This window comes from Algoriphagus sp. (genome assembly GCF_013373065.1).
Taxonomy (GTDB): Bacteria; Bacteroidota; Bacteroidia; order Cytophagales; family Cyclobacteriaceae; genus Algoriphagus.
Window position 1 is genome coordinate 78,161 of record NZ_JABXIN010000002.1, and the last position, 25,740, is coordinate 103,900.

The window sequence follows — 25,740 nt, forward strand, 5'->3', positions numbered from 1 at the left end:
TTTTTCCTGAACAAAAATTCCTATTTTCGGAAAACAGCAAAACCCAGATAACCCATGAAAATGATTTCACTCAGCCTAGTAGCCCTATTTCTCTCCTTTTTTGCAATTGCGCAAGAACCCATCAAAATCGCCTGTGTAGGTAATAGTATTACCCAGGGTCCGGGAAGAGAAAATCCAGACAGTTATCCATTACAATTGCAAGCGATTCTTGGGGATACCTATTTGGTGAAAAATTTTGGAGTAGGAGGACGAACGCTTCTTCGAAAAGGGGACTACCCTTATTGGAATGAACCGCAATTCCAGGAAGTGAAAGACTTTGCTCCAGATATTTTGGTAATCATGCTGGGAACCAATGATTCCAAACCCCAAAACTGGGCTCACAAGGCTGATTTTCGGCAAGATTATCTGGATATGATAGCCGAATTCAAAGCTCATATGCCAACCGATGGGAAGGTCTATGTAGTCATGCCTGTCCCCGTGACACAGGACAATTTTGGAATTACTGCTGATATCATGAATAATGAACAACGCATGATGATCATCGATATCGTCCAGTCCAGTGGCTCAGAAATGATTGATCTCTATACCCCCTTAATGGACCGGGCCGATTTGCTTCCAGACGGAGTGCATCCCAATAAAGAAGGCCTTGGGATTATGGCTGCAGCAGTAGCGAGAGCTATCAGATTATAATCGGCAAATCAACCTAAACAACTCTGGACTCAGAATACAAATCATAAGCTGCTACCAGCATTTGGTTTTCGGGAGACTGACCAAATCGGGGATAGCTATGAATTTGATTTCGCTGTTCGACATAAACGGGCCTGTATTTTCTTTCAATTTCATCCCAAATCACCAACATATAGGCGTAAGGAATTCGGCTTTCACGACCGGTTTCCAACCATTCTTCAAAGAGGTCTTCTGATAGGGATTTGGGGTATTCGGGACTGTCGAACATGTTTTTTAATTCACTTAGATACGAAAAATAAGTGCTCAATTTGGGATTAAAAAGATCGATGATAGAAAGTTTCCTGAAATTAGGAAATAGAAAACACTCTTAAATTGATATTAAAATTCGGGACAAAAACTTATGAAACAAAAAAGCCGATCATTTCTGACCGGCTTCGTAGTAGCGGGAACAGCCCCGATAGCCATCGCGGGTCGAACCTGTAACCCCAATCTTAAATGAAATAAAAAAGCCGATCATTTCTGACCGGCTTCGTAGTAGCGGGAACAGGACTCGAACCTGTGACCTTCGGGTTATGAGCCCGACGAGCTACCAACTGCTCCATCCCGCGATATGTTGTTTGTGAGAAGGGATTCCGACGAGCTACCTCCTCCCGATAATTATCAGGACTCGGGATGCTCCATCCCGCGATATATTTTTAAAACTTTAGCGTATTATTTTTAGTTCCAATCACCCTTGTGGTGAATTGTGGTACAAAGGTAAGGACAAACTCTCAAAAATCAAGTACCTTTGTCAAAAATTTAAGAAAAATGACTCCAAAATCTCATCAGGCAGGATTTGTAAACATCATCGGAAAACCCAACGTGGGCAAGTCCACCCTGATGAATATTTTGGTAGGGGAGCCCATCTCCATCATTTCTCCTAAATCCCAAACCACAAGGCACCGGATATTGGGTTTAACCAATGCAGACAATTACCAAATTGTCTTCTCCGATACTCCTGGTATGCTCAAGCCACAATATGAGCTTCACAAGAGTATGATGTCTTTTGTCAATCTTTCCTTGGAAGATGCTGACATCATCCTTTTTGTTACAGACCTATTTGAAACGGATGCTGAAATCGAGCAAATCATTGATCGCATCAATCAATCAGGCGTACCCATATTGCTAGTCATCAATAAAATTGATTTAGCCAAAGAAGGACAGCTTGAGGAGGTAACCAATTATTGGACTTCGCGACTGAAAGCAGATACGGTCATTCCTATTTCCGCTTTAGAGAATTTCAATACCGAGCGGATTATGCAAGAAATTCTGGATCGACTCCCGGAACACCCTCCTTTTTATGATAAAGAGGAACTAACAGATAGACCGGAGCGGTTCTTTGCTTCCGAGATTATTCGGGAGAAAATTTTCAAAAACTATAAAAAGGAAATCCCATACAGTACCGAAGTAGTGATTGAAGATTTCCACGAAAGTCCTGATATTATTCGCATGCGAGCCAATATTTTCGTAGAGCGTAATAGTCAAAAAGGCATCATCATTGGCGAAAAAGGAAAAATGCTCAAAAAAGTCGGAATCGAAGCCCGACAAGATTTAGAAACCTTTTTCGGTAAAAAAGTCCATTTGGAAACCTTTGTGAAGGTGGAACCAGACTGGCGTAAAAACAAAAACAAACTTAGAAAATTCGGATACGACCCCTCTTGATATGGCAAATATTGTAGCAATTGTAGGAAGACCTAATGTAGGAAAATCCACACTCTTTAACCGACTGGTTGAAGAACGGAAAGCCATCGAGGACAACTTGAGTGGCGTCACCCGTGACCGTCACTATGGACATGCCCAGTGGAACGGGAAATTTTTCTCTGTGATCGACACAGGTGGATATGTGACCGGTTCGGATGATGTATTCGAAGCGGAAATCCGCAAACAGGTGAAACTGGCGGTGGAAGAAGCCGATGTTATATTATTTATCACCGATTGTCATGATGGACTGACAGACTTAGACAAGGAATTTGCAAATGAACTTCGAGGGACTCAAAAACCCATTTATGTCGTAGCAAACAAGGCAGATAGTGCAGACAAGGCGCTAATGGCCAGTGAATTCTATGCCTTGGGAATCAGTGATTTTGAAATTTACCCGATCGCTGCCACCAGTGGAAGTGGAACAGGAGAATTACTAGATCAGGTAGTTACTCATTTTGAAGATTCAGGAGAAGAGGATCCAGATGCAGGTATTCCAAAAATCTCCATTTTGGGAAGACCAAACGTAGGTAAGTCATCGTTCTTGAATGCACTTTTAGGAAAAGATCGATCCATCGTAACGGATGAAGCCGGTACAACACGGGATGCAATTCACACCCGCTACAAGCTTTTTGGACAGGATTTTATCATCACGGATACGGCCGGAATTCGTAAGAAAGCCAAAGTCAAGGAAGACATTGAGTTTTACTCAGTGATGCGCTCGCTCCGAACTTTGGAGGAGTCGGATGTGGTCATTGTTATGGTAGATGCCTCAAGAGGATTGGAATCTCAAGACATCAACCTGATAAGCTTAGCCATCAAAAACAACAAAGGCGTCATGATCATGGTGAATAAGTGGGATTTGATCGAAAAGGACCACAAGACCATGAATAAATTCAAAGATCAGATGCTGGAACGGTTGGGCGAACATAAATGGATTCCGATCATCTTTACTTCTGTGACCGAAAAACAACGAATCTTCCAAGCGATTGAATTGGCAGTGAAGGTTTATGAAAACAAAAACCGCCGAATTCCAACTTCCAAGTTGAATGATGTAATGCTTCCGGAAATCGAAAATTACCCCCCTCCTGCCTGGAAAGGAAAATACATTAAGATCAAATATGTAACCCAATTACCGACCAAAAACCCAGTATTTGCCTTCTTCTGCAACCTTCCACAATACATCAAAAGTCCTTATACCCGATTCCTTGAAAACAGGCTTCGGGAGAACTTTGATTTCGAGGGAGTACCGGTGAAAATCGTCTATAAAAGCAAATAAAATTTATTTGAACGGACTATTGCATTATTGCGAAAACTTCTAATACATTTGCGCTGAATTAAGAAAAACACAAAAAATGAAAAAGGTATTTGCAATTTTCGCAATCGCTGGCTTGATGGCAACTGCATCTTGCGGCAACAAAGAAGTTAAAGAAGAAACTGTAGAAACAGAAGTAGTTGAAACTATTGAGGAAACTACTGAAGAGGCTGTTGAAGCTACCGAAGAAGCCGTAGAAGATACTATGGAGCAGGTAGAAGAGACAGTTGAAGAAACTGTTGAAACTGCTACTGAGGAAGCAAAATAATTTCTTCTAAACAAGATCGAAGAGCTCCGGAAATTCTGGAGCTCTTTTTTTATTTTAGAGAAATGGATTCAACCCAAAGACTTCATCAGATTCTCCAGCAATATCTTCCTCCGAATAGTATTGATTATTGCTTGGAGCTTTGGAAAAGGAATCCCTTCAATTTTTCAGTAACTCGATCCCGAAAAAGTAAATTCGGTGATTTTCGATGGAGAAAAGATCGCCCGCTCCAAACCATCACCATTAACGGCGACCTGAATGCTTTTCAGTTTTTAATCACCTTCATTCATGAGGTAGCACATTTGCATGCTTTTATTCGGCATGGTTTGAATATCCCTCCTCACGGAAATGAATGGAAACGAACTTTTCAGGAACTGATGAGTCCCCTTTTGAGAAAAGAGGTTTTCCCAAAGGATATCTTGATTCCCTTATCTAGACACATGCGAAACCCGAAGGCAAGCTCTGTTGGGGATTTATTTTTGACCAAAGAATTGAATAAGTACAATTCAGCTACAGAAACGAAAACAGGGATTTTTTTGGCAGATATTCAGCCTGAAAAAGTTTTTGAATTAAATGGACGAAAATTCCGGAAAAAAGAAACCCGACGAACACGGGTTTTGTGTGAAGAAATCAGCACGGGGAAACGTTACCTAATTTCCCAAATGGCACAAGTAAGACTGGAAATTGGTATGGCTGGAGAGTAAGGCTATCAACAAATTAATGTACTGATCCTACCTACTGTTTACTGCCTACTGAAACCTACTCCCGCTCTTCTCCGATCTGATTATCCGGTTGGGAAAAATCCTTTGGCTGAGGTAAATCCTGAATGGAATTGATCCCAAAGTATTCCATGAATTTTGGGGAAGTCCCGTAGATCAAAGGCCTTCCGATTCCTTCGGATTTCCCTTTGATCTCAATAAGTTCTTTTTCCAAAAGTTTCTGAACAGAATAATCAGAATTCACACCTCGGATCTGTTCAATCTCCCCCTTGGTAACGGGTTGACGATAGGCAATGATGGAAAGTGTCTCTAATTGGGCTGTAGACAATCGCTTTTGACTTTGCTGTTTGAGCAAAATCGCAATACTTGTTTGATAAGCTGGCTTGGTAAGAAATTGATAACCTCCTGCAATTTTTTCCAAACTGAAGGAAAAGTCATCATGTTGGTACTTTTTAATCAAAAGTTCGATGGCTTCATGGATATGTTCCATCGGAACTTCCGATTCAAACATCTCGGATAAACATTTTTGAATTTCTGCCTGCCCCAAAGGACTGGGGCTGCAGAAAATCAATGCCTCGATATGTTTGGGTAAAAAATCCAAACTTATTTTTTAGCAAGTTTTGCCTCGATTGAATGCATGGTATGAGGTACCGCGCGAAGACGCTCCTTGGAAATTAATTTTCCGGTATCTACACAAACACCATAGGTGCCATTCTTGATCCGGATCAATGCATTTTCCAAATTGATGATAAACTTTTGTTGACGAGCCGCTAACTGACTGAGACTTTCACGCTCTAAGGTATCCGCTCCATCTTCCAGTAGCTTAGAGGTAGACGCCGTATTGTCTGTACCGCTGTCATTCTTTTTGCTTAAAGATTCTTTAAGCATATTGAGTTCCTCACGTGCAACTGCAAGTTTATTCAAAATGATCTCTTCAAATTCCTTCAATTCCTCTGGGGAATAGGTTGTTTTCTCTTCCTGGCTCATAGTATTCTGATTAGATGTCAATACATTGACGTACTGGGTATTTTAAAGTTCCCTAAAATACGCGGGTGATCTGAATTACAAAAATTTAATGATGGATTCATTTCAAAAAAATCTCCTTAATTATGGCAGAAAAGCCATTTTTTACCCTATTTCGACCCAAGAAAATCCAAATATTGTCATGAAAACCAAACTCATTCTTAGCATATTCTTTGGCGTTCTTCTTTGGTCATGCAGCCAGAATACTGAAAATCAAGAAGTTAAAACAACTCCAACGAAACAGGCAGACTTTGCTTTAGCAATCCATGGAGGTGCGGGGACAATTCTCAAAGAAAATATGACTCCAGAGCAGGATGCTGCTTATCGCGCCAAATTGAAAGAAGCGCTGGATGCTGGCTACGCCGTATTGGAATCCGGATGTACAGCTTTGGATGCTGTCGTATCAGCAGTGATGGTTATGGAAGACAGCCCACTTTTTAATGCAGGAAAAGGTGCCGTTTTTACCAATGAAGGAAAAAATGAAATGGATGCAGCCATCATGAATGGAATAGATCGAAATGCCGGTGCTGTGGCGGGATTAACCAAGGTAAAAAACCCAATCACAGCGGCACGGGCGGTCATGGAGAATTCTCCCCATGTCTTTATGACCGGTGCAGGTGCCGAACAGTTTGCTGAGGAGCAAAATCTAGAATTTGTTTCTCCTGATTATTTCTACACAGATTTCCGATTCGAACAACTGGAAAAAATTCGGGAAACAGAAAAAACTGAATTAGACCACAGTTCACTTTTGGAGATGGAACTGGGAGATCCATTTTTCAAGGATAGAAAATTTGGGACCGTCGGGGCAGTAGCGCTGGATAAAAATGGAAACATTGCTGCTGCAACTTCTACTGGGGGAATGACGAATAAACGCTATGGACGTGTAGGAGATGTACCTATTATCGGTGCAGGAACTTATGCAGATAATGAAACTTGTGCCGTTTCCGCCACGGGTCACGGCGAATATTTTATCCGAAATGTCGTGGGTCATGAAATCGCCTCTTTGATCCGCTATGGAAGAAAAAGTCTTTCCGAAGCAGCAGATGAAGTGGTGATGAAGCAATTGGTTGAAATGGGCGGTTCGGGTGGAATTATTTCCATTGACCGCAATGGAAATATCGCCATGCCGTTCAATTCTGAAGGAATGTACAGAGGGTATCGAAAAGCAGGAGAAGAGGCCAAAACCTTTATTTACAAGGACGAAAATTGATCTAAAAGAATTAAAAAGCCGGTTAAACATAAATTTAACCGGCTTTTTAGCTTGTGGAATACTCTACAAAATCAAGCAACTGCTTTCTCTTGATTTAATAATTTTTCAAGGCGCTTTTTCAAAATCAATTCATCGGCATCAATTCGATACTTCATTTTTAGATATTGAACAACGTCAGCAAGTGACTTTGATTCTTCCACGCAAAATTGTTTTAGGGCATTATTGATTATTCCGGGTTCCATAATATGAGTGATTAATTACTCTAATCTACTGATTTTTAGTGACTCATGTTTTATGATTTAGAAAAAAAATTAAAGTCTTTCAGCAATTATAATTGTTTTTTTGATGGTTTGGAGCCTTCCGTCCAAATCAAAAAGTTCCACCAACAAGATATAATACCCCGGTCGCACTTTTCTACCTTGTGAATCCGTTCCCGTCCAAGTGTAAATCCCCTGGGTCGCTAAAATTTCATTTTGGCCTAAGACCTGAATGATCCTTCCTGCAAGATCATACACCCGAAATGTACCAATCCAACCTGGTTGATCAACCTCATAGCGAATAGTTGTGAAGGTATTTCCGTTACTGCCCTCAGGGTCAAAAATTTCAGGGTCAATTTGAATCAAATTTCCAGCAAATTCTCCGGGGACATGCTGAGAATTCTTTCTGCCCGGGGTTGCATATTCTTCATTTCCAGAAGCTGAGTGCCAGTTTCCAGAATAAGAAACAGGGCTTTGGGTCGACACCCGTTCCAAAGAAACACCTTTTGGATTGCGAAGTAAAGGATGATGCAAGTCCTCACTGTAAGCCAACTCCTCCACTACCTGACCTTGTGGATCCAATAAGACTACTGTTCCTCCTGCAATCGGATAGCTAGGGAGAGAATTCATTTGGTGAAAAAGACCATTCGAAGATTTAGGGTAATCTAGTTTCAACCTGCTCGAGTCAGTAGTCACAGCTATAAACGAACGAGGAGGAATTACTAAACTGCCATCAGATAGGGATCTGATTTGATCCAATTCACCCTGATCGTCCCGATTCGCCAAGTTCCATTTTCCAATCTCTAAGTACAGATCTGTTGAATTAGCCAACTCAACAAATTTGGGACTGCCGCTCAATGGGTTGAAGAGAACTTCATTCAAAAAGAGCTCTCCATTTTCTGCAATTTTAGGGCGGATGATTTCCAAAACCTGTAGAGCTAAGACATTCCCACTGCAATCTGAAAAAGAGGCTAATCGAAGTTCTATGGTTTGATTCTCAGGAAATTCATCTTCCAGTTGAATAAATAAAGCATTACGCTGAATCCAGACAGAATCCAATAATTGAGAAGGATTGAACTCCAAGAAATCCATCTCAAATCTTGGCCGGATATACTCAGAAAATTGAACGACTAATTGCTTTTCATTCCTGAAAAAATAATCCATGATTTGGGGAGCTGTATCATCAGGACTCAAATCCAAAACAGAGTTTTCAATTCCTGGAGTCCCCCTTTTTGAGTCAATGGAAGGTTTGAGAAAGGCTTCTTGATCACAAAGCAAATTTGGATTCACTACTTCCAAACTATACCCTCCCCCGCTGTATTCACTACCTCCCCAACTAGCCGTAGCATATGAAATTCGATCGATTAGCTCTCCATCAATACCAACAAGGCTGATTTCATCCCCAAAATTAAAAAGTATCGGCCAATTTTTAACAGGTATTACGTTTCCAAACTCCTTCAAGGCATCAGCACCATTTTCCGGCGCTACTATCAAATACTCTCCGGGACTCATCCAATAATCGGATAATACGGTCTGATTTCTAGAATTTGCCAACACCAAACCTCCCAACCGAAAGTCCTTCTCGCCTCGATGATAAAGTTCCACATATTCCACATTGGGCAGATCATTTCCCTCCCGTGGTGCAGGCATCAGTTCATTGATGACCAAATCTTTGAAATCAATGGCTGTAGGATCTTGAAAAAGAAAATTAATTGTGGTATCCACTAAAAAATTCCCGGCTAAATCCGGGATTTGTCGGACGTTTAATTGATAGTTTTTCCCTTCTTCAAACTCTTGGGCGAAACCAAGAATAACCACCGAATCCTGCTGAAGAATTGCTTCAGAAGGCTCCATCCCTTCGAGATCATAATTGAGTTGGATTTGGGAAAAAATGGGATCCAAAGGTTCTGAAAAGCTCAATTCCAATTGGTCTCTTCTATATCCTCTAACCGAAATTATTTCTGGAGATTTTCGATCTTCTTCCCAATCCCCAAATTCAAAATCATCCATGAACCAACGCGCACAGGAGCCGGAACCCGGACCATATCGAATCCAAATTCTCAGAAAAACCTCCTCTTCATCCCACAATTCAGTAGGAAAATCTAGTTGGAATAATCGATAGGCCTGATCTTCATTTGGAAATTCATCCTCAGAGCCTAATTGAATTTCCTCCAAGAAACCCGCATCCAAAGTATTTGAAAAACTGTAGGTCAAAATTGCCGACCTTGTCCCTGACCCATTTCGAGCTGATTTCGCCCAAAACCGAATCTTCGGCTCTATAAAATCTTTGGGATTCAATCGAATAGTAAGCTCTCCATCAAAAGTCGAAATTGGCTGGACCGCTAAAGCCTTGGCACCTTGAATCCCTTCTGAATCCACCTGAAAAATCCGAGAAGAAGTCGACCGAACTTCATTTCCATACCAGCCGGATAAAAATGGTTCTGGAAAGGATTTTATTTCAAAAGGAGATTCAAAGTCCTGCTTGAAGGTTTGGGACCATGAAAACTCGACAAACAAAATACAAGCAAGAAAAACGATAAAACAGAAAAACTTCATAATTCCTAAAAAAGTTATTGACTAAAAATATAAAAGATTTTTTAAATGAAAAAGAAGGATTTTTCAAAGTATTCCCCTGAAAATGAGCGAAGACTCTTACTTTTGCAATCCAAATAAAACCTATCGAACCAACGACATGAAACTTGCAGTGGTAGGAGCTACCGGACTCGTAGGCTCCGAAATTCTTGAGGTGCTTGATGAGCACAATTTTCCATATGATGAATTACTATTGGTTGCTTCCGAGCGATCAGTAGGAAAACAAATAACCTACAAAGACAAAACCTACACGGTAATTGGCTTGGAAGAAGCAGTAGCGGCCAAACCACAAATTGCCATCTTCTCAGCGGGTGGAAGCACTTCTCTGGAGTGGGCTCCAAAATTTGCAGAAGTCGGCACCACCGTAGTGGACAATTCTTCGGCTTGGCGAATGGATCCAAGTAAAAAATTGGTTGTGCCAGAAATCAATGCAAAGGAACTTACCACTGAGGATAAAATTATCGCAAACCCCAACTGCTCCACCATCCAAATGGTCTTAGCGTTGGAGCCTTTGCGTCAGCGATATGGAATCAAACGAATTGTTGTTTCTACCTATCAGTCTGTAACCGGAACCGGCAAAGCTGCTGTAGATCAAATGATGGCTGAGCGCTCAGGAGAAGAACCTGAAATGGTATATCCTTATAAAATTGATATGAATGTGCTTCCTCATATCGATGTATTCCAACCTAATGGCTATACCAAGGAGGAAATGAAAATGATCAACGAAACCAAAAAGATTTTCGGGGATAATGCCATCGCTGTAACAGCGACTACTGTCCGAATCCCGACGATCGGAGGGCACTCTGAATCTGTCAATGTTGAGTTCAAAGAAGATTTTGACATGGAGGAAGTTCGAAAGCTTCTTTCTGAAACTCCTGGGGTGATTGTTCAAGATGATCCGGCAAATCTCTTGTATCCAATGCCTATCACTGCCCACAAACGTGATGAGGTTTTCGTAGGCCGTCTCCGAAGAGATGAGTCACAAGAGAATACCTTAAATATGTGGATTGTGGCGGATAATCTTAGAAAAGGTGCCGCTACAAACGCGGTTCAGATTGCAGAATACTTAGTTGCAGAAGGCTTGGTTTAATGGATTTCAGCGAATTTCATAGCGCTGAATTCCAACAATTTGTGCAGGATCATCTTCAGGATGATCCTGTTCAAATTCGATTAAAATACCATGGCAAAGTAAAGTTTGATCTTCAGGCTGCTGTCCAACAAATCGCCGCGCGAAAAAGTCTGAAAAAGAAATTACCTGATTGGATAGCCAATCCATCTATTTTTTTCCCAGGAAATATTCCTCTCGAACAAAGCAGTTCAGAAATTACCGCCCGATTCAAAGCTGAGAAGTTATCCGGGGATAGCATGCTGGACCTCACGGGAGGCTTGGGTGTAGATTCCTATTATTTGAGCAAGGGTTTTAAAACAGCTATTTATTGCGAGCAGCAACCCGAACTTTTTGAGATATCCCGTCATAATTTGGAACAGATAACTACTGGAAAGTTCGATTTTTTTCTGGGTGATGGTATCGAGTTTTTAAAAAAGACCAACCAATCCTTTGACTTAGTATATGCCGATCCTGCGAGGCGGGGAAAAGGAAATCAGAAATTGTACAAGCTGGAGGATTGTGAACCGAATCTAGTGGAAGCATGGGACCTTCTCAAATCAAAAGCCTCTCAGGTTCTTCTCAAATACTCTCCCATGCTGGATATTTCTCAGGCTTGGAAAACCTTGCCAGATATTCAGAAAATCACTGTACTGTCAGTAAAAAATGAGGTCAAAGAACTACTTCTCCATTGGTCCAAATTGATGGAAGGTCAACCAAAACGAATTGAAGTTTTTGACCTAGAATCCGATTACCCTCCTTTTTCCTTCTTTCAGGAGGAAGAAGAGCAGGCAAGTTCGGAATTTGGAGATCCGGGAAAATACCTCATTGAGCCTTTAAGTGGAATTTTAAAAACCGGGGCTTTTAAGCTATTTGGAAAACGCTTCGGGTTGAAAAAAATAGATCCAAACAGCCATCTCTATACTTCGACCAATATCCCTCAAAATATCCCGGGAAGGGTCTTTGAAATCATGGAAGAAGTGTCCCCAAGAAAAAAAGATATCCAGAAAATAATTCCTAGTGGAAAGGCAAATGTGATCACACGAAATTATTCCATGGGTGCTGAGGAACTCCGCAAAAAACTAGGTCTCAAAGATGGCGGTGAAGAGTATTTGATTGGGACCAAAACCCTAAAGGGTTTTCAGGTTTTTCGTTGTAGAAGAGTACTCAAATAAAAAAAGTGAAGGATTACTCCTTCACTTCTTCAAAGTCGACATATTCGCCGCCATCTATATCTTTTTGGCGTTTTCGATCGTGATCCTTAGGGATAAAATCCACATGTACTTCATCACTCCTTCTGGATTGTGCTTGCTGAGTTCTTCGTTGCTCCCGCTCCGCTTCTGCTACCTGTTGGGCAAACTTGGCCAACTTGGTTCGAAGAAAGTAGCGAATCAATTGCCCAAGCAACCAACCAACACCTAAGATTATTATTAGAAACTTTACCAAAACGTAGATTTTTTCTTTTGAAATTATCTACTCAAGTACAGGTTACGCTCTGAGTAGATTTTAAGGAAATAATCGTCCATGAGGTCATCGATAAAGTAAATCGCCTCTCCTGTGGACTTCATTTCAGGCCCTAGCTCCTTATTTACATTTGGGAATTTATGGAAGGAGAAAACAGGTTCCTTGATAGCATAACCCTTCTTCACCGGATTGAATTCAAAATCCGTCACTTTTTTCTCTCCCAACATCACCTTGGTCGCATAATTCACGTAAGGCTCCTGATAAGCTTTGCAGATAAATGGTACGGTTCGGGAAGCTCTCGGGTTGGCTTCGATCACATATACTTTGTCATTTTTGATCGCAAACTGAATATTAATCAAGCCTTTGGTCTTCAAGGCCAAAGCAATACGCTCCGTGTAGGTTTCAATCTGTCGAATCACCAAATCTCCCAAGTTGTATGGAGGAAGCACCGCATAGGAATCTCCGGAGTGGATACCGGCTGGCTCGATGTGCTGCATGATTCCGATGATATACACATTTTCTCCATCGCATATCGCATCCGCTTCCGCCTCAATCGCTCCTTCTAAGAAATGATCCAAAAGAATCTCATTGTTTGGAATGTCTTTCAAGACATTGACCACATGCTCCTCAAGTTCTTTCTCATTGATCACAATTTTCATCCCTTGACCACCCAATACATAACTTGGACGTACCAAAAGCGGGAATCCAATTTTCTTGCAAAGCTCTAATGCTTCGTCGGTATTGTGAATGGTACCAAACTCAGGGTAAGGGACATTATTATCTTTCAACAAGGTTGAAAACAGACCTCTATCCTCAGCCAAATCCAATGCCTCAAAGCTGGTTCCTATGATTTTGATTCCATACTTATCGAGCTTTTCGGCCAACTTCAAAGCAGTCTGACCACCCAATTGTACAATTACGCCTTCTGGTTTCTCGTGAAGGATGATTTCATAAATATGCTCCCAGAATACCGGTTCGAAGTAAAGCTTATCCGCGACATCAAAGTCAGTAGATACCGTTTCCGGATTACAGTTGATCATGATAGTCTCATAGCCACATTCTTTCGCCGCCAAAACCCCATGTACGCAAGAGTAGTCAAATTCAATTCCCTGCCCCACACGGTTTGGTCCAGATCCCAAAACAACCACTTTCTTTGTGTCTGTTTGGATGGACTCATTTTCCTCCCCGAAAGAAGAATAATAGTAAGGTGTTTGAGCCTCAAATTCGGCTGCACAGGTATCTACGAGTTTATATACTCGCTTGATCCCCATTTCCATGTAGCGCTTGTTGAAGACCTCACTTTCCAAGCAGCCTAACAAATGCGCAATCTGACGGTCAGCATAGCCTTTTTTCTTGGCTAAATCCATAACCTCAAACGGAATAGTTTCAATTGTGAATTTCTCGATTTCCGCTTCCAAGTGAATCAGTTCTTCAATTTGCTTGAGGAACCACTTATCGATTTTGGTTAAGTCGTGGATAGTACGAAAGGAAATTCCCAATTTGAATGCATCATACACATGGAAAAGACGATTCCAGCTCGGATTCGCCAAGGAGTAAAGAATCTTATCTTGGTCCCGAAGTTCTTTTCCGTCGGCTCCTAGTCCATTTCTTTTGATTTCCAAAGACTGGCAGGCCTTCTGCAAAGCCTCTTGGAAATTCCGACCAATTCCCATTACCTCTCCAACGGCCTTCATAGAAAGTCCCAATCGACGGTCAGAGCCCTTGAATTTATCAAAGTTCCATCTTGGGATTTTAACGATTACATAGTCGATAGATGGCTCAAAATACGCGGAAGTGGTTCCCGTAATAGAATTGGATAATTCATCCAAATTATAGCCAATTGCGAGTTTCGCGGCCACTTTTGCAATCGGGTACCCGGTTGCCTTGGAAGCCAAAGCAGATGAACGAGAAACCCGAGGGTTAATCTCAATACCAATAATTTCTTGGTTATCTGGACTGACAGCAAACTGTACATTACAGCCTCCGGCGAAATTACCGATGGAGTTCATCATGGTTATTGCATAATTCCGCATCCGCTGATAAACGGTGTCAGGAAGTGTCATCGCAGGAGCCACCGTTATGGAGTCTCCTGTATGTACTCCCATCGGGTCAAAGTTCTCAATGGAACAGATAACAATCATGTTCCCGATATTATCCCGCATTACCTCCAACTCATACTCTTTCCAACCCAGGATACTTTGCTCAATTAAAACCTCGTGAACTGGTGAAGCTTGCAATCCAGCCGATAGCGCTTTTTCAAATTCTTCCTTTGTCTCCACAAACGCGCCTCCAGCCCCTCCCAAAGTGTAGGAAGCACGAATAATCAGTGGGAAGCCAATTTCCTGCGCAATTTCTTTTCCCTGAAGAAAGGAAGTAGCTGTTGCACCCTTGCAGACACCCACCCCAATTTTCTCCATCAACTCCTTAAATTTCTCCCTATTTTCAGCTGTATCGATCGCATCGATATCCACACCAATCATCCGCACATTGTGGTGCTTCCAAATCCCTGCCTTCTCACAATCGATGGCTAGGTTTAATGCAGTTTGACCACCCATAGTCGGCAGAACAGCATCGATATCCGGGTGGTCAGTTAAAATTTTTCTGATTGATTTCTTTTCCAGAGGCAGCAGATAAACATTATCAGCAGTGACTGGGTCAGTCATGATCGTTGCCGGGTTGGAATTGATCAGGGTGACGATGATTCCTTCTTCCCGGAGCGATCGTGCTGCTTGCGAACCAGAATAGTCAAATTCACAAGCTTGACCGATGACGATGGGACCTGAACCGATAATGAGAACGTGCTTGATGCTACTGTCTTTTGGCATTTGAAAGGTGAGTTGAGAGGATATTTTTACTTAAGTCCAAATTGGGGCAAAATTAGAAAATTATTCGGAAGGCTCATGGTAAAGAATGATGAAAGTACCTGATCTATCAAAATAAATCTCTTTAAGGGAGCTATTTAAACTTCAGGTAGCTAATTGTAAGGATTACCAATGCTAGGGTAATGCCCACAATTAAAAACAAAACCTTCTTTTTAGTTTCCTTTTGTCCGGGTTGATCCTTCCTAATTCGACCTTCCTTTTTATACTTTTCTTCCAAAGCAATTCCAATTGGTAGTCCAATTGCCATCCCCGTACCTACAAAGGCAAAATTTCCGATGGCTAAAGAGAAAGCGATTCCAATTGGCAAGCCCAGAAGTGTTCCCATTAGAATGAAATAGCCTTGGGGGAAGGTCTTTTTTTCTTTATTCATGATTAAGATTTTTAACTTTATAAGACTAAGGATTGGCTATAATAAAGACGGCATCAAATCAGCTTGCAGTCTCTAAACAGGATGACTCCTTATGTAACCTGGGTTACAACTTTCGCCAATTCTTATTTCTTACCTTTACACCACAAAATAGCACTACTATGCCTACCGTAAAACTTACAACCCAGAAATTCAAAGAAGAAGTATTTGATTATACGACAGAAAGAGAGTGGAAATTCAAAGGCTCCAAGCCTGCAATTATAGATTTCTATGCAGATTGGTGTGGACCATGCAAAATGGTTGCCCCTATCTTGGAAGAACTGGCTAATGAAAATCCGGACATTGTTATCTATAAGGTAGATACTGAGGTAGAACAGGAACTTTCTGCAGTATTTCAGATTCGAAGCATTCCAAGCATTCTGTTTATCCCAATGGACAAGCAGCCTATGATGCAAGCAGGAGCATTGCCTAAGCATATCTTGGAAGAAGTGATCCAAAAAGAATTGTTGAGCTCTGCATCTTAAGAATCAACACCCATATAAAGCGAAAACCGGAGTCAACTGGCTCCGGTTTTTTCATTTCTAATGATTTTGAACCCTTTATTGAAAAAGGACTTGAAACAAATCACTTTTCAGAATCCAATCGATACAACATTTCCAAAAGAGGAACTCCAAAATTCCGGGATTTAATCTGACTGACTTTTTTAAATCCAAATCGTTCGTATAAACTAACCGCTGGATCCAAGCCGGATGTAGTATACAGGAAAGCCCCTTTGTATCCTTTTTCCCTGTAAAAATCCATCCATTCCTCCATCAGTTTTTTACCCAGTCCCATCCCTCGATAAGGCTTTTCCAAAATAAAATAACGTAACTGCGCCTGAGCATCCTGCCTGTGCATTAAAAGTAAGAACCCGATCATTTTCCCTTCCTTTTCTACCACCCAAACCCGATCACGATTGGAATCAAATTGCCGATAAAATTCTAAAAGGCTATCCATCACATAGGCTTCAAAACCCATCCCAAACCCATGTTCTTCAAAATAAATTCGTCCATGTAAAGCGGCTATTTGCCCCAAGTCTCCGGGTTGCAAATTATTTCTGACACTAATGCTTGAATCGGAAATCATTTCGTGCTGGTTTTGAAAAAGTTACCAATAAATTACTAACAAAAACAGGAAAGAAAAAATCTGGAAAGTCTACAGCGAGAAACTCACTTTTGAAGGCGCTCCTGAAGTAAGATGGGAAAGTCACTTACAATAACAGAAGCATGCCGTTTTTCTTGAAAAACCAGATAACTCCTTCCTTTATCCAGCTGAGCATTTGCCTCGACAGTCCCCATAACATCCGTCACAATTTGGATAGATTGATTTCGGACTAATTGGAATAAGTCTAAAGGTGCATCTTTGGAAACATAGGCTAAGAATTTCCGCTCGGAAAAAAGACCTTGATAGAAGTTCAAGTCATCTGAATTGTTTACCAAAACAGAAATTAAAAATTCATCGGAAATCTTTAGTGCTTCAGTTGCACGTTCTCGGTCAAAGGTCAGCAGCAAACACCTGTCAGAAAGCCCAAAGGATCGAACCGCTTCCATTACTTCAGGAAGAATGGGCTCCTTGACATCCAACATTAAATAAATCTCTTGATTTAAAGCGAATTGAAGCAGTTGAGAAAACTTAGGCAAGGGTTCACCAGATTCTTTCAAAAGGATTTGGCTAAGCTCCTCTTCCGACTTCTCTTCTAGTAGCCCGATACCTTGGGTTGTTCGGTCCAAGCTTTTATCATGCAAAAGGTATAACTCACCATCTCCCCCTTTTCGGACATCAACCTCAAAAAAATCAATACCAAAAACTAGTGCTTGCCGTATTCCATTCAAAGAGTTTTCCAATGAATTGCCATCAAAAACTCCTCGATGGGACACTACCGAAACTCTTTCATCGGAAAGCTTTTGAATAAGGCTTTGGCTGAAGGAAAAATTCGAGGAAATAAAGCAAAGAAGAAGTAACGAGAAAACGAAAGGAGATCGCTTTTTCAGTTTATTCCTCTGCATAATTGAATCCGTCGACCTGCTCACGAACCCAATCCATGTACTTCCCTTTTCGATATTCCTGCCACTGATCTTTATACTTGGATTCATCAATCAAAAACTTATACGCGGTAAGCGATTTAGGTTTTGTCAAGGCATTTACCAAGTCCTCCGCCAAATTTCGCTCTCGAACATTGCGATCAATGAAGTCCTGCATGATCTGATGCTCTTGGGAGAGTTCCATTTTGGTGAATTCGGCAAAATTATCTGGATTGGCATCAATTTCATCAAGGATATCCTCCTCTTCTGGGGTCAGATCATAATTGAAATAATCCTCGTCATCAGGCATTTGGTGGATTTTTCTCTTGTCTACTTGGAAGAAACACACCATTCCTTTTAGGAGCTGGGTAGAAATTCGGTCTACCTCTTGGTCAGTAAGCGAAAGCATTGATTTTTAGAAAATTTCAGGAAAAATAATCAAAGTCAAACTTTGTACAAATCGTTTTTTTCATTGCAAAAGAAAAGCCAAAAATTTAAGCCTTTACACATTCTCAATAATTTTTGTCAAAAGCTCTGAATTTAATTCATGTCCACCTTCAAAAGTCAATTGATTTACTGGGTTTCCCAATCGTTGAATCAATTCCTTTTGCCTCTTCAAACTATCTTGGGAAATCACTTCATCCTGGTTTCCCAAAACCATAGAAATTCGAGTGTTTTCAAATTTCTCACGAGCTACATCCAATACCATATCTTCTGCAAATCCCCCAGCCCACAGTACAAAACTTGCTACTTGGAACTCCCCTTGACTAGCCCAGCGGGTTGCAGTGGCTGCCCCTTGGGAAAAGCCCAAGACATGAATACGAGGTTTTGCATGGAATTCCTTCAGATATTTTTCAATCAATGAATTTAGAAACCGATGATTGTTGGCAATGGCAAGTTCCCGTTCGTGACGGGTCATCCAATTTGCTCCAACTCTACCCTTGAAATCCTGAAGGTAAAAATAATTAGTACCTTCTGGAGCCAAAAAAAGACGCTTTGCACTCGCAAAAGGAAGGAATTTACGGAGAAAAAACTCTGCCAACTGCCCATATCCATGAAAAACTACCCAAAGGTCATCAGGTGAAGCACTTGGTTCATGAGAAAGGAAATAGCGCGCTTCATATGGGAAAACATGAGTATTTTGGATCATCGGGAATTCAAATCGTCAAATTTCAAGGGAAGTAAATTGGAAATTCCGGTAATCACAAAATATCGCTCATCAGGTCGTAGAACAATCAATTTGATTTGCTGCTGGAAGCGATTCTCCACTTCATTGATCACCTGTCTGCAAATACCACAAGGGGTAACAAAAGCCCATTGGTTTTCTTCTCGTTTTTTAGCGACGATTGCAAGGGAGACTGGGGCGACTTGAGGAAAATTCGCGCCCGCATAACTCAGTACCAAATGTTCCGCACAAACTCCTGCAGGAAAGCTCACATTTTCCTGATTACTGCTTTGCAAAAGTGTTCCATCAGCCAATTGTACCGCTGCTCCCACTTGAAAATTGGAATAGGGAGCATAGGCTTGCTCGCTGATTTTCTTTGCAGCCAATACTAAATTTTGCTCTTCGGTACTTAATTCCTGGAAGTCAAGGACTTTGATTTCAGATTGAATAGGGATTTTTTCCATGGTTGTTGAATATGGAAAGAATTAGACGAAAAACCTGTGCAAATGTTTATGAATTTCCCTCCAAAGACTTTTTTCCTCCGGTTTTTATTCCTCAATTTTAAGAATCAAAACCCTACACGATGAAGCGAATTTTAATTCTTGGCGGTGGAAAATCCGCTACTTTTTTAATTGACTACCTGGCAGACCAAGCACCTTCGAAAGGCCGGCAATTAACACTTGCAGATTTAGATGTTGAGCTGGCAAAACGGAAGCTGAAAGGAAAGGCGAATACCGAAGCAAGAGCTTTGGATATTTCAGATGAAGAGGCTCGAAAAGCGCTCATTGAGGAATCAGACGTGGTTATTTCCATGCTTCCTGCCCGAATGCATCCCCAGGTTGCCGCGGATTGCTTAGCCTTAGGAAAACACTTTTTCTCGGCTTCCTATGAAAGCAAAGAAATGCGTCAACTCGAGCCTCAAATAAAAGAAAAGGGACTCTTCTTTCTAAATGAATGTGGCTTGGATCCGGGTATTGACCATATGTCGGCAAAAAAAGTCATCGATGAGGTAGGAGCTGAGGGGGCAGAAATTATTTCATTTAAGTCTTTTGCAGGCGGCTTGCTTTCTCCCGAGTGTGAGGACAATCCATGGAGGTATAAATTCACCTGGAATCCTCGCAATGTGGTTTTGGCAGGGCAAGGTATGTCACGTTACATCGAACAATCCAAGCTGAAATACATCCCCTATCACCAAGTTTTCAAGAGAGTTCAAAAAGTGGAATTCGAAAATTTAGGTGAATTTGAAGGCTATCCAAATCGGGATTCTTTAGGCTACCGCAAAATCTATGGCCTAGAAAATATCCCTACCGTGCTAAGAGGAACGCTACGCAGAACCGGCTTCGCAAAAGCATGGGATGTATTGGTACAACTTGGGCTTACCGATGATAGCATTGAATTACATCCTCCCCAAAACAGCACCAAACGGGATTTCCTAAACAGCTTCCTTCCATTCGATCCAAACCGATCTGTGGAAGAAAAATTAAGCAGTTACATCCCGGATCTGGATTTTCCAACATTTGAAAAAATCCAATGGCTGAGATTGTTCTCCCATGATTCGCTCCCAATTTATCAAGGTTCGCCAGCCAAAATTCTTCAAGCAATCTTGGAGAAAGAATGGACCTTAAAGCCAGATGATCGGGACATGATCGTCATGCAACATCAGTTTGAAATCAAGGAGAATAATACCATTCGAAAATTGATCTCAAGCCTGGTTGTAAAAGGGGAAAATTCAGACCATACCGCCATGGCAAAAACCGTTGGACTCCCCTTAGCTATCGCTGTAGATTTATTTTTGGAAGGGAAGATTCAGCTTACGGGTCTTCATCTTCCGATTATTCCAGAAATCTACCTGCCGATTTTGGACCGGCTAGAAGATTTTGGCATTCATTTCGAAGAAAAGGTCCTAGAATCCTAAAATTGGAAAATTAAGGATTCCAATCTGCCGGAGGATCCAATTGGGCTCCTTCCACGACGCGACAATCATCTGGAATAATACTTCTAGGCTGAGCGAAGGTAAGTTGTGACTTGTCAACATAAATCCGTCTAACCGTCTCCGCACCTGCAATAAAATACCCCAAAACAACCTCCTCCGGGTCTTCCAGATTGATCATATTTCCTCGAATATTTGCGGGAGGCGGATCAAAAACAGAACCGCTGATTTCGGTCTGCTGCTTAACCAATCGAAGGAATCGATAAGCTTCTTGAGAAATGCTGATTTGTCGCAGATCGATTCGATAGGTATTCACAAATCGAAGCCCGTCATCCTCCACAAATCCAGCCACCAATCGGGTATTTAACCCATTGAAATTATCATCATTTGAAATGTAAATACCACTGTTATCCACTTGCTCTGTTCTAAAGCAAGCAATGCAACAGTCTTTGGGTTGAGGATCCCGACTTGGATTGGTGTCAGATGGACGAGGAGTAAATATATCCGGTCTAGTCTCCAGTATATAAACAGAAGGACCATGCTTCCATAAATAGAAATTGTTTTCCTCAGCAGGATCCTGAATATCCACGATCAACTGAATTCCAGACCGGACATTTTCTTCCCCTTCAACAGGGATAGTAATCGTTTCTATCGAAAGCGAATTAATATCAGGAACTGGATTAACTGTTTCAGGAAAAGACGAATACACTTTTCCTTCAGGTGTCTGAATCTGAAGCGTGTAGGACCTTCCGGGGCGCGTTGCAAAACCGGGTGGAGTTAGATAACTTCCTCGGTCTTCAGAATTTTCTTCCAAAAAAACCACTTCACCCAAATCATCCCGTACGACCACTGTTGCACCACGAACAGGTCTAATCAAGCCTTCAAAAACCGACCCGTAGGTATCACTTCGAGTCAATCTTACTTCTTGCCTTCCAGGGACAGAGGTCAAAACAGCCTCTACCGTTAACAATTGCTCTCCCGTATCCAACCCTACTTCATAAGGATCGATACAGGCCATAGGCAACAAAAGCAGAATATATATGAGTCTTTTGAACATAGTTGGCATCAGAACTTGATTGAATAACTCAAACTTGGAAGCGGAACCCCTAACACAGCCAATCGAAGGGCTTGAGGAGGTGCTCCTGCTTCATCCACAAAAAACAGAGAAAAAGGATTCTTTCGGGCATAAACATTCAGGATCGAAAATGTCCAATCTCCATCCTCAAAGAATCGCCCTTGGCCTTTAAGTTTAAAATTCACAGCAAGATCCAGGCGGTGAAAATCTGGTAATCGCTGTTCGTTTCGTCGATTGAAATACGCCAAGCTATTTCCGGCATAATCAAATTTGGCTTCCGGGAAGGTTACTGGTCTACCTGTACTATAGCCGAATGTAGCGGAAACGGAAGTATTGGTGCTCAACTTGTAATTCCCAATCAAGGTAACATCATGTGGCTTGTCGAAATTGGAAGCAAACCATTCCCCATCATTGATAATTTCCTCTTCAAAAGCAGTAATCACCTGTCGGAGACTTCGTGAATAGGTATAGGAAACCCAACCCGTCAAACGACCTAGGTTCTTTTTCACATACAGTTCCACCCCGTAGGCTCTTCCCTGTGCAGGCACCAATTCAGTTTCCACATGGTTTTGCAAAATCAGATTTGCGCCATCTTTATACTCGACCACATTTTGAATGTCTTTGTAGTAAACCTCAATGGAGGTCTCGAAGATGTTGCCCTTGAAATTGTTGTAAAATCCTAAGGAATACTGATCTACAATTTGAGGTTTCAAAAATTCATCACTAAGCTTCCAAATATCTGTTGGAGCAATAGTAGCTGTATTGGAAATCAGGTGGATGAATTGATACATCTTATTGTACCCTGCCTTGATTGAACTGTATTTGGAAAGAGAGTAGCGAATAGAAGCCCGAGGGCCCAACCCGTCATAGGATATTATTTTTTCTCCATCCCCATACGTGGTCTCACCAATTGCGCTTCCATCTGATATAGGCTGATTTTCTGCATACTGTCGAACCGTTCGTGGTCCGAAATATTGAAAGAGATCATAGCGGAGGCCATAAGACATCCCGAATTTTTCTCCGATTTCAAATTCATGCTGAAAATGTGCACCCATTTCTCTTCCATATTCTTCCTGCACCTTTTGAGGTAGAATTCCAGATTCTTGTTGATTTGTCGGCACCAACTCACCTGGCTGTATGGTTAAATCTTTAAAGTCTCCTCCAATGGTAATGGTGTTCGCAGGAGAAAGGGAATAAGTGGCAAAAATTTTCGCCCCATAATCAACGATTCCAGAGTTGAGATCGAAATCATTGATTCCCGAACGGTTGAAGATACTGTAATCATATTCTGTCAAATACCCCAAAGCCTGAATACCCACTTTTTCTCCAAAATGGCCTTTCCATCCCAAGGAATGAGAATTGTTTTTCCAGGAAATCGTTGTATCCGAAGCAAAGGCAAAATCATCATAGGAGGTATAATAGCTGTAGGTAAACTCTTGATTCTCTGAAATTGGAGCAGAAATCACCAAGTTTCCATCATAAAAATTCGCCTGCGAATTTTTCAAATCCGGGTTGCTCAATGAATTCAAGAACCAATTGATATAAGAACCCCGAAAACCTCCACGAATAGACACTTTATCCTTTACCAAGGGCCCATTAATCCCGATTTTACCTGAATAATTACTCAACATCAAATCTCCTCCCCATCGATCTATACTCCCAGCCTTGGGAAGAATATCCAAGATTGAAGACCCCCTACCTCCAAATCGAGGTGGAATTACTGATTTATAAAGTGTTACATCATTGACGATATCGGCATTAAAGGAAGTAAACAAGCCGAAAAGATGGGTAGGATTATAAATTGGAGCACCTGCAAATTGAATCAAGTTTTGATCAGCTCCACCTCCCCTTACATTCAATCCTGCTGCAGCTTCGCCTACTTGAGAAACTCCTGGCAATGTCGCCATCGAGCGGATAATATCCACCTCACCCAAAAATGGAGGAAGTTCCCGGATAGTATTCATGCTCATGGTGATGGCACCCATATCGGTGGATCGAATATTTTTTTCCGGATCACGTCCAAATATGACCACATCCTCCAATTGAAAATCCTCTTGAATCATTCGCATGGATATTCTCCCATCTCCTACCGCCACAATGGGATAAGTTATGCTCTCATAGCCCACGTAACGAAACTCCAAGGTATATTCTGCCCGATCCAAAATAAATTCAAACTCTCCGTTGTTATCGGTGATTTTGGTTTGATTTATTTCCGGAATACTCACAGTCGCTCCAACCAAGGCTTCTCCGGTAATCTCGTCGATGATACGACCTGCTATTCGTATATCCTTCAACTGACCGATATCGCGACCAATAACCGTACGCTTGATTTGATCTTGCGCAGCAACACCTTGCAAGATCAGAAAGGCCAAACAGGTGAAAAGTAATTTTTTCATAAAATCTATTTTAAATCCCATTTGGGTCAAAGCGATAGAAATCCATAGGAAACTGTCCTGCTAGGGTAATATCAGGAACACGCATGATATAAATTGAAGACCCGCTTACAAAGTGGGCTACCAGTATGCTCTGAGGTAATCCAGGCATGGGATTTTTTCGAGTCCAAGAAAAGTTCGTCAAATCAAGCTCCCATAAATCATTCGTTCGTTCGAACAAACCGATATATGCCTTTTCACCTATAACACGGGCCATACCTCTTCCATTTCCCAAAGAACCTGGATAGGTTGAAACCATTTGCCACTCTGATTGCACGGGATCAAAAGTCCAAACAGAAGCATCTGTAGAACTCACAATGTATGCCTTACCTTGATATGTAAATGAGACATCATCACGAGAAAAAGCTTCTGGACCATTAGCTAAAATTTCCCAGTTTTTAGTCGCTACTTTGAATCTCCAAAAAAATGGTACTAATCCCGCATTTTTTCCAATCACGAATAAATCTCCTCCAAGTTCGAAGGCCAAAGCATCTCGTGTCGAAAAAGGTAAGTCAGGCATTTGAATAAACTTCTCTCCATTCAGTTGCCAAAAAGTAGGATCAAAAACCAAAGGGTTGGAACCTAATTGTGAAAGCCCCCCGCCCACATAATTGTCAGTAAAGAAGGCATACGACCGGTTTAACCCGGGGAAGGAAACAAATTCCCAAGAAGCAGAAGTCAGATCATACCGTTGAAACCCTGAAATAAAAGAAAGTCTTCTTTCTGATCCTAAGCCAACATAAAATCTATCTGCTCCATTTTGGAAAAACACATTATCGTAAATCCGGATATCCTGAGGATAAGAGCTTACTTTTTCGAATGTCCCAATTTGATACTCAAAAAGTGTCGAAGAGCTGACTTCATTATCTTGAATCAAAACCCTAATGGGAACTTTTGACTCTCCTTTAGGGCTAGGAATCCTCACAAGCAATCTACTTTGCAAGATATTTTCGAGTATTTGGGCTTCCTGATCACCGAAAAACACCCGAGTCCCCTCTCCAAAATTTCTACCTTCGATAAATACCTCTTCACCAACTCCCCCAAAAATGGGTGAAAAGGTTTTAATAGCTGGCTCCAGAGTAGATAATTCGATTACATTTCCAAATTCAACTTCCCCTCCTAGGTTAATGAAAGATTTTGCGAAATAAGTAGTCCCAAGTTTCAATCCGGAAATCTCTCCTATAAATCTTCCGGGTCCATTTTTTGCTCCCAAGGAAACAGTCTGCGGATTTAAAAAGGCTTCATCTTCCGACATATAAAATCCATGATCCTGAATTTGAATATCTTGATCACTGATTACCCTTCCCAAAAGACGTACTTGATCTCCACTGGCGAAAAGCACTTCCTCAGTGGTCACAAAGGTCACGCCTTGCTCCTCTTCTGTGCAGGATATTCCCAGCAAAAGAAAAATGGCTAAGATTCCCAAAAACCGTACTTTCAACATGTGTGGTAGTT

Annotated in this window: 26 protein-coding genes and 1 tRNA gene; 10 read left to right on the forward strand and 17 right to left on the reverse strand. The window is 41.4% G+C overall.

The genetic code is table 11. The annotated features are described in order from the left end of the window. Positions 1 to 54: 54 nt before the first annotated feature. On the forward strand, positions 55 to 690 hold the full coding sequence (locus HWE15_RS01615; protein WP_290505749.1) for a GDSL-type esterase/lipase family protein: 636 nt from the start codon (positions 55 to 57) through the stop codon (positions 688 to 690). Positions 691 to 703: 13 nt separating this feature from the next. Here the strand turns inward: HWE15_RS01615 and HWE15_RS01620 are convergent, their stop codons facing one another. Then, the gene (locus tag HWE15_RS01620; RefSeq protein ID WP_290505750.1) at positions 704 to 955 is read right to left on the reverse strand and encodes a hypothetical protein; all 252 of its coding nucleotides are present in this window, start codon (positions 953 to 955) and stop codon (positions 704 to 706) included. Between the two features lie 267 nt (positions 956 to 1,222). Then, positions 1,223 to 1,295 (reverse strand) — tRNA-Met (locus tag HWE15_RS01625). 199 nt (positions 1,296 to 1,494) lie between these two features. On the opposite strand from HWE15_RS01625, the gene era reads away from it, so the two are divergent. From era to HWE15_RS01645, 4 genes are all read left to right on the forward strand, one after another. Then, on the forward strand, positions 1,495 to 2,388 hold the full coding sequence (gene era, locus HWE15_RS01630; RefSeq protein ID WP_290505751.1) for a GTPase Era: 894 nt from the start codon (positions 1,495 to 1,497) through the stop codon (positions 2,386 to 2,388). A gap of 1 nt (position 2,389) precedes the next feature. Beyond that, positions 2,390 to 3,703 carry a ribosome biogenesis GTPase Der gene (der, locus tag HWE15_RS01635; protein WP_290505752.1) on the forward strand — a complete coding sequence of 438 codons (1,314 nt, stop codon included), beginning with the start codon at positions 2,390 to 2,392 and terminating at the stop codon, positions 3,701 to 3,703. 76 nt (positions 3,704 to 3,779) lie between these two features. After that, positions 3,780 to 4,007: a hypothetical protein gene (locus HWE15_RS01640; RefSeq protein ID WP_290505753.1), complete on the forward strand. Its 228-nt coding sequence runs from the start codon at positions 3,780 to 3,782 to the stop codon at positions 4,005 to 4,007. A gap of 62 nt (positions 4,008 to 4,069) precedes the next feature. Then, positions 4,070 to 4,708, forward strand: coding sequence for a SprT-like domain-containing protein (locus HWE15_RS01645; protein ID WP_290505754.1), 639 nt, complete (start codon positions 4,070 to 4,072; stop codon positions 4,706 to 4,708). A gap of 55 nt (positions 4,709 to 4,763) precedes the next feature. Here the strand turns inward: HWE15_RS01645 and scpB are convergent, their stop codons facing one another. Continuing rightward, a complete protein-coding gene (gene scpB, locus HWE15_RS01650; protein WP_290505755.1) occupies positions 4,764 to 5,324 on the reverse strand; it encodes an SMC-Scp complex subunit ScpB in 561 nt (186 codons plus the stop codon). 2 nt (positions 5,325 to 5,326) lie between these two features. Then, positions 5,327 to 5,710, reverse strand: a complete 384-nt coding sequence (locus tag HWE15_RS01655) for a TraR/DksA C4-type zinc finger protein (RefSeq protein ID WP_290505756.1) — start codon at positions 5,708 to 5,710, stop codon at positions 5,327 to 5,329. Between the two features lie 178 nt (positions 5,711 to 5,888). Here HWE15_RS01655 and HWE15_RS01660 point away from each other — a divergent pair, with 178 nt between their 5' ends. Continuing rightward, positions 5,889 to 6,956: an isoaspartyl peptidase/L-asparaginase family protein gene (locus HWE15_RS01660; protein ID WP_290505757.1), complete on the forward strand. Its 1,068-nt coding sequence runs from the start codon at positions 5,889 to 5,891 to the stop codon at positions 6,954 to 6,956. Positions 6,957 to 7,027: 71 nt separating this feature from the next. On the opposite strand, the gene HWE15_RS01665 is transcribed toward HWE15_RS01660, so the two are convergent. After that, positions 7,028 to 7,198 carry a hypothetical protein gene (locus tag HWE15_RS01665; RefSeq protein ID WP_290505758.1) on the reverse strand — a complete coding sequence of 57 codons (171 nt, stop codon included), beginning with the start codon at positions 7,196 to 7,198 and terminating at the stop codon, positions 7,028 to 7,030. 69 nt (positions 7,199 to 7,267) lie between these two features. After that, the gene (locus HWE15_RS01670; protein WP_290505759.1) at positions 7,268 to 9,769 is read right to left on the reverse strand and encodes a lamin tail domain-containing protein; all 2,502 of its coding nucleotides are present in this window, start codon (positions 9,767 to 9,769) and stop codon (positions 7,268 to 7,270) included. 136 nt (positions 9,770 to 9,905) lie between these two features. On the opposite strand from HWE15_RS01670, the gene HWE15_RS01675 reads away from it, so the two are divergent. Both HWE15_RS01675 and HWE15_RS01680 read left to right on the forward strand, forming a co-directional pair. Further along, entirely contained in the window at positions 9,906 to 10,895 is a 990-nt protein-coding gene (locus HWE15_RS01675; protein WP_290505905.1) for an aspartate-semialdehyde dehydrogenase, read from the forward strand. Beyond that, entirely contained in the window at positions 10,895 to 12,085 is a 1,191-nt protein-coding gene (locus HWE15_RS01680; protein WP_290505760.1) for a class I SAM-dependent methyltransferase, read from the forward strand. The genes HWE15_RS01675 and HWE15_RS01680 overlap by 1 nt, the downstream gene beginning before the upstream one ends. A gap of 13 nt (positions 12,086 to 12,098) precedes the next feature. Here HWE15_RS01680 and HWE15_RS01685 read toward each other — a convergent pair whose 3' ends face one another. The 3 genes from HWE15_RS01685 to HWE15_RS01695 form a co-directional block, all read right to left on the reverse strand. Further along, entirely contained in the window at positions 12,099 to 12,356 is a 258-nt protein-coding gene (locus HWE15_RS01685) for a DUF4834 family protein (RefSeq protein WP_290505761.1), read from the reverse strand. Positions 12,357 to 12,379: 23 nt separating this feature from the next. Beyond that, positions 12,380 to 15,199, reverse strand: a complete 2,820-nt coding sequence (gene carB / locus HWE15_RS01690) for a carbamoyl-phosphate synthase large subunit (RefSeq protein WP_290505762.1) — start codon at positions 15,197 to 15,199, stop codon at positions 12,380 to 12,382. Between the two features lie 130 nt (positions 15,200 to 15,329). Continuing rightward, positions 15,330 to 15,626: a hypothetical protein gene (locus HWE15_RS01695; RefSeq protein WP_290505763.1), complete on the reverse strand. Its 297-nt coding sequence runs from the start codon at positions 15,624 to 15,626 to the stop codon at positions 15,330 to 15,332. A 158-nt stretch (positions 15,627 to 15,784) separates the two neighbouring features. On the opposite strand from HWE15_RS01695, the gene trxA reads away from it, so the two are divergent. After that, positions 15,785 to 16,147 (forward strand): thioredoxin, encoded by a 363-nt coding sequence (trxA, locus tag HWE15_RS01700; RefSeq protein ID WP_290505764.1) that lies wholly within the window; start codon positions 15,785 to 15,787, stop codon positions 16,145 to 16,147. Between the two features lie 100 nt (positions 16,148 to 16,247). Here trxA and HWE15_RS01705 read toward each other — a convergent pair whose 3' ends face one another. From HWE15_RS01705 to HWE15_RS01725, 5 genes are all read right to left on the reverse strand, one after another. Next, the gene (locus HWE15_RS01705; RefSeq protein ID WP_290505765.1) at positions 16,248 to 16,748 is read right to left on the reverse strand and encodes a GNAT family N-acetyltransferase; all 501 of its coding nucleotides are present in this window, start codon (positions 16,746 to 16,748) and stop codon (positions 16,248 to 16,250) included. A gap of 83 nt (positions 16,749 to 16,831) precedes the next feature. Continuing rightward, positions 16,832 to 17,668, reverse strand: coding sequence for a glycerophosphodiester phosphodiesterase family protein (locus HWE15_RS01710; protein ID WP_290505766.1), 837 nt, complete (start codon positions 17,666 to 17,668; stop codon positions 16,832 to 16,834). Beyond that, positions 17,655 to 18,092 carry a UPF0158 family protein gene (locus HWE15_RS01715; RefSeq protein WP_290505767.1) on the reverse strand — a complete coding sequence of 146 codons (438 nt, stop codon included), beginning with the start codon at positions 18,090 to 18,092 and terminating at the stop codon, positions 17,655 to 17,657. The genes HWE15_RS01710 and HWE15_RS01715 overlap by 14 nt, the downstream gene beginning before the upstream one ends. Positions 18,093 to 18,185: 93 nt before the next feature. Further along, positions 18,186 to 18,833, reverse strand: a complete 648-nt coding sequence (locus HWE15_RS01720; protein WP_290505768.1) for an alpha/beta hydrolase — start codon at positions 18,831 to 18,833, stop codon at positions 18,186 to 18,188. After that, positions 18,830 to 19,312: a cytidine deaminase gene (locus HWE15_RS01725; protein ID WP_290505769.1), complete on the reverse strand. Its 483-nt coding sequence runs from the start codon at positions 19,310 to 19,312 to the stop codon at positions 18,830 to 18,832. Before HWE15_RS01725 ends, HWE15_RS01720 begins: the two co-directional genes overlap by 4 nt. A gap of 119 nt (positions 19,313 to 19,431) precedes the next feature. Between HWE15_RS01725 and HWE15_RS01730 the strand changes: the two genes are divergently transcribed. Next, a complete protein-coding gene (locus HWE15_RS01730; protein ID WP_290505770.1) occupies positions 19,432 to 20,763 on the forward strand; it encodes a saccharopine dehydrogenase C-terminal domain-containing protein in 1,332 nt (443 codons plus the stop codon). Positions 20,764 to 20,773: 10 nt separating this feature from the next. On the opposite strand, the gene HWE15_RS01735 is transcribed toward HWE15_RS01730, so the two are convergent. Genes HWE15_RS01735 through HWE15_RS01745 form a run of 3 tightly spaced genes read right to left on the reverse strand, consistent with a single transcriptional unit; the run spans position 20,774 to position 25,729 of the window. Next, a complete protein-coding gene (locus HWE15_RS01735; RefSeq protein ID WP_290505771.1) occupies positions 20,774 to 21,835 on the reverse strand; it encodes a DUF4249 domain-containing protein in 1,062 nt (353 codons plus the stop codon). An 8-nt stretch (positions 21,836 to 21,843) separates the two neighbouring features. Next, complete coding sequence (locus tag HWE15_RS01740; protein ID WP_290505772.1) at positions 21,844 to 24,249, reverse strand: TonB-dependent receptor; 2,406 nt, start codon at positions 24,247 to 24,249, stop codon at positions 21,844 to 21,846. Between the two features lie 10 nt (positions 24,250 to 24,259). Next, positions 24,260 to 25,729, reverse strand: coding sequence for an IPT/TIG domain-containing protein (locus HWE15_RS01745; protein WP_290505773.1), 1,470 nt, complete (start codon positions 25,727 to 25,729; stop codon positions 24,260 to 24,262). Positions 25,730 to 25,740: the final 11 nt, after the last annotated feature.

Excerpts from the sequence above, each read along its gene's own strand:
- carB (WP_290505762.1), bottom strand. The coding sequence starts at position 15,199 with ATGCCAAAAGACAGTAGCATCAAGCACGTTCTCATTATCGGTTCAGGT.
- HWE15_RS01645 (WP_290505754.1), top strand. The coding sequence starts at position 4,070 with ATGGATTCAACCCAAAGACTTCATCAGATTCTCCAGCAATATCTTCCT.
- der (WP_290505752.1), top strand. The coding sequence starts at position 2,390 with ATGGCAAATATTGTAGCAATTGTAGGAAGACCTAATGTAGGAAAATCC.
- HWE15_RS01680 (WP_290505760.1), top strand. The coding sequence starts at position 10,895 with ATGGATTTCAGCGAATTTCATAGCGCTGAATTCCAACAATTTGTGCAG.
- HWE15_RS01615 (WP_290505749.1), top strand. The coding sequence starts at position 55 with ATGAAAATGATTTCACTCAGCCTAGTAGCCCTATTTCTCTCCTTTTTT.
- HWE15_RS01725 (WP_290505769.1), bottom strand. The coding sequence starts at position 19,312 with ATGGAAAAAATCCCTATTCAATCTGAAATCAAAGTCCTTGACTTCCAG.
- HWE15_RS01655 (WP_290505756.1), bottom strand. The coding sequence starts at position 5,710 with ATGAGCCAGGAAGAGAAAACAACCTATTCCCCAGAGGAATTGAAGGAA.
- HWE15_RS01640 (WP_290505753.1), top strand. The coding sequence starts at position 3,780 with ATGAAAAAGGTATTTGCAATTTTCGCAATCGCTGGCTTGATGGCAACT.
- HWE15_RS01665 (WP_290505758.1), bottom strand. The coding sequence starts at position 7,198 with ATGGAACCCGGAATAATCAATAATGCCCTAAAACAATTTTGCGTGGAA.
- HWE15_RS01740 (WP_290505772.1), bottom strand. The coding sequence starts at position 24,249 with ATGAAAAAATTACTTTTCACCTGTTTGGCCTTTCTGATCTTGCAAGGT.
- HWE15_RS01675 (WP_290505905.1), top strand. The coding sequence starts at position 9,906 with ATGAAACTTGCAGTGGTAGGAGCTACCGGACTCGTAGGCTCCGAAATT.
- HWE15_RS01715 (WP_290505767.1), bottom strand. The coding sequence starts at position 18,092 with ATGCTTTCGCTTACTGACCAAGAGGTAGACCGAATTTCTACCCAGCTC.
- HWE15_RS01745 (WP_290505773.1), bottom strand. The coding sequence starts at position 25,729 with ATGTTGAAAGTACGGTTTTTGGGAATCTTAGCCATTTTTCTTTTGCTG.
- HWE15_RS01695 (WP_290505763.1), bottom strand. The coding sequence starts at position 15,626 with ATGAATAAAGAAAAAAAGACCTTCCCCCAAGGCTATTTCATTCTAATG.
- trxA (WP_290505764.1), top strand. The coding sequence starts at position 15,785 with ATGCCTACCGTAAAACTTACAACCCAGAAATTCAAAGAAGAAGTATTT.
- HWE15_RS01620 (WP_290505750.1), bottom strand. The coding sequence starts at position 955 with ATGTTCGACAGTCCCGAATACCCCAAATCCCTATCAGAAGACCTCTTT.
- HWE15_RS01670 (WP_290505759.1), bottom strand. The coding sequence starts at position 9,769 with ATGAAGTTTTTCTGTTTTATCGTTTTTCTTGCTTGTATTTTGTTTGTC.
- HWE15_RS01710 (WP_290505766.1), bottom strand. The coding sequence starts at position 17,668 with ATGCAGAGGAATAAACTGAAAAAGCGATCTCCTTTCGTTTTCTCGTTA.
- era (WP_290505751.1), top strand. The coding sequence starts at position 1,495 with ATGACTCCAAAATCTCATCAGGCAGGATTTGTAAACATCATCGGAAAA.
- HWE15_RS01735 (WP_290505771.1), bottom strand. The coding sequence starts at position 21,835 with ATGTTCAAAAGACTCATATATATTCTGCTTTTGTTGCCTATGGCCTGT.
- HWE15_RS01720 (WP_290505768.1), bottom strand. The coding sequence starts at position 18,833 with ATGATCCAAAATACTCATGTTTTCCCATATGAAGCGCGCTATTTCCTT.
- HWE15_RS01660 (WP_290505757.1), top strand. The coding sequence starts at position 5,889 with ATGAAAACCAAACTCATTCTTAGCATATTCTTTGGCGTTCTTCTTTGG.
- HWE15_RS01730 (WP_290505770.1), top strand. The coding sequence starts at position 19,432 with ATGAAGCGAATTTTAATTCTTGGCGGTGGAAAATCCGCTACTTTTTTA.
- HWE15_RS01705 (WP_290505765.1), bottom strand. The coding sequence starts at position 16,748 with ATGATTTCCGATTCAAGCATTAGTGTCAGAAATAATTTGCAACCCGGA.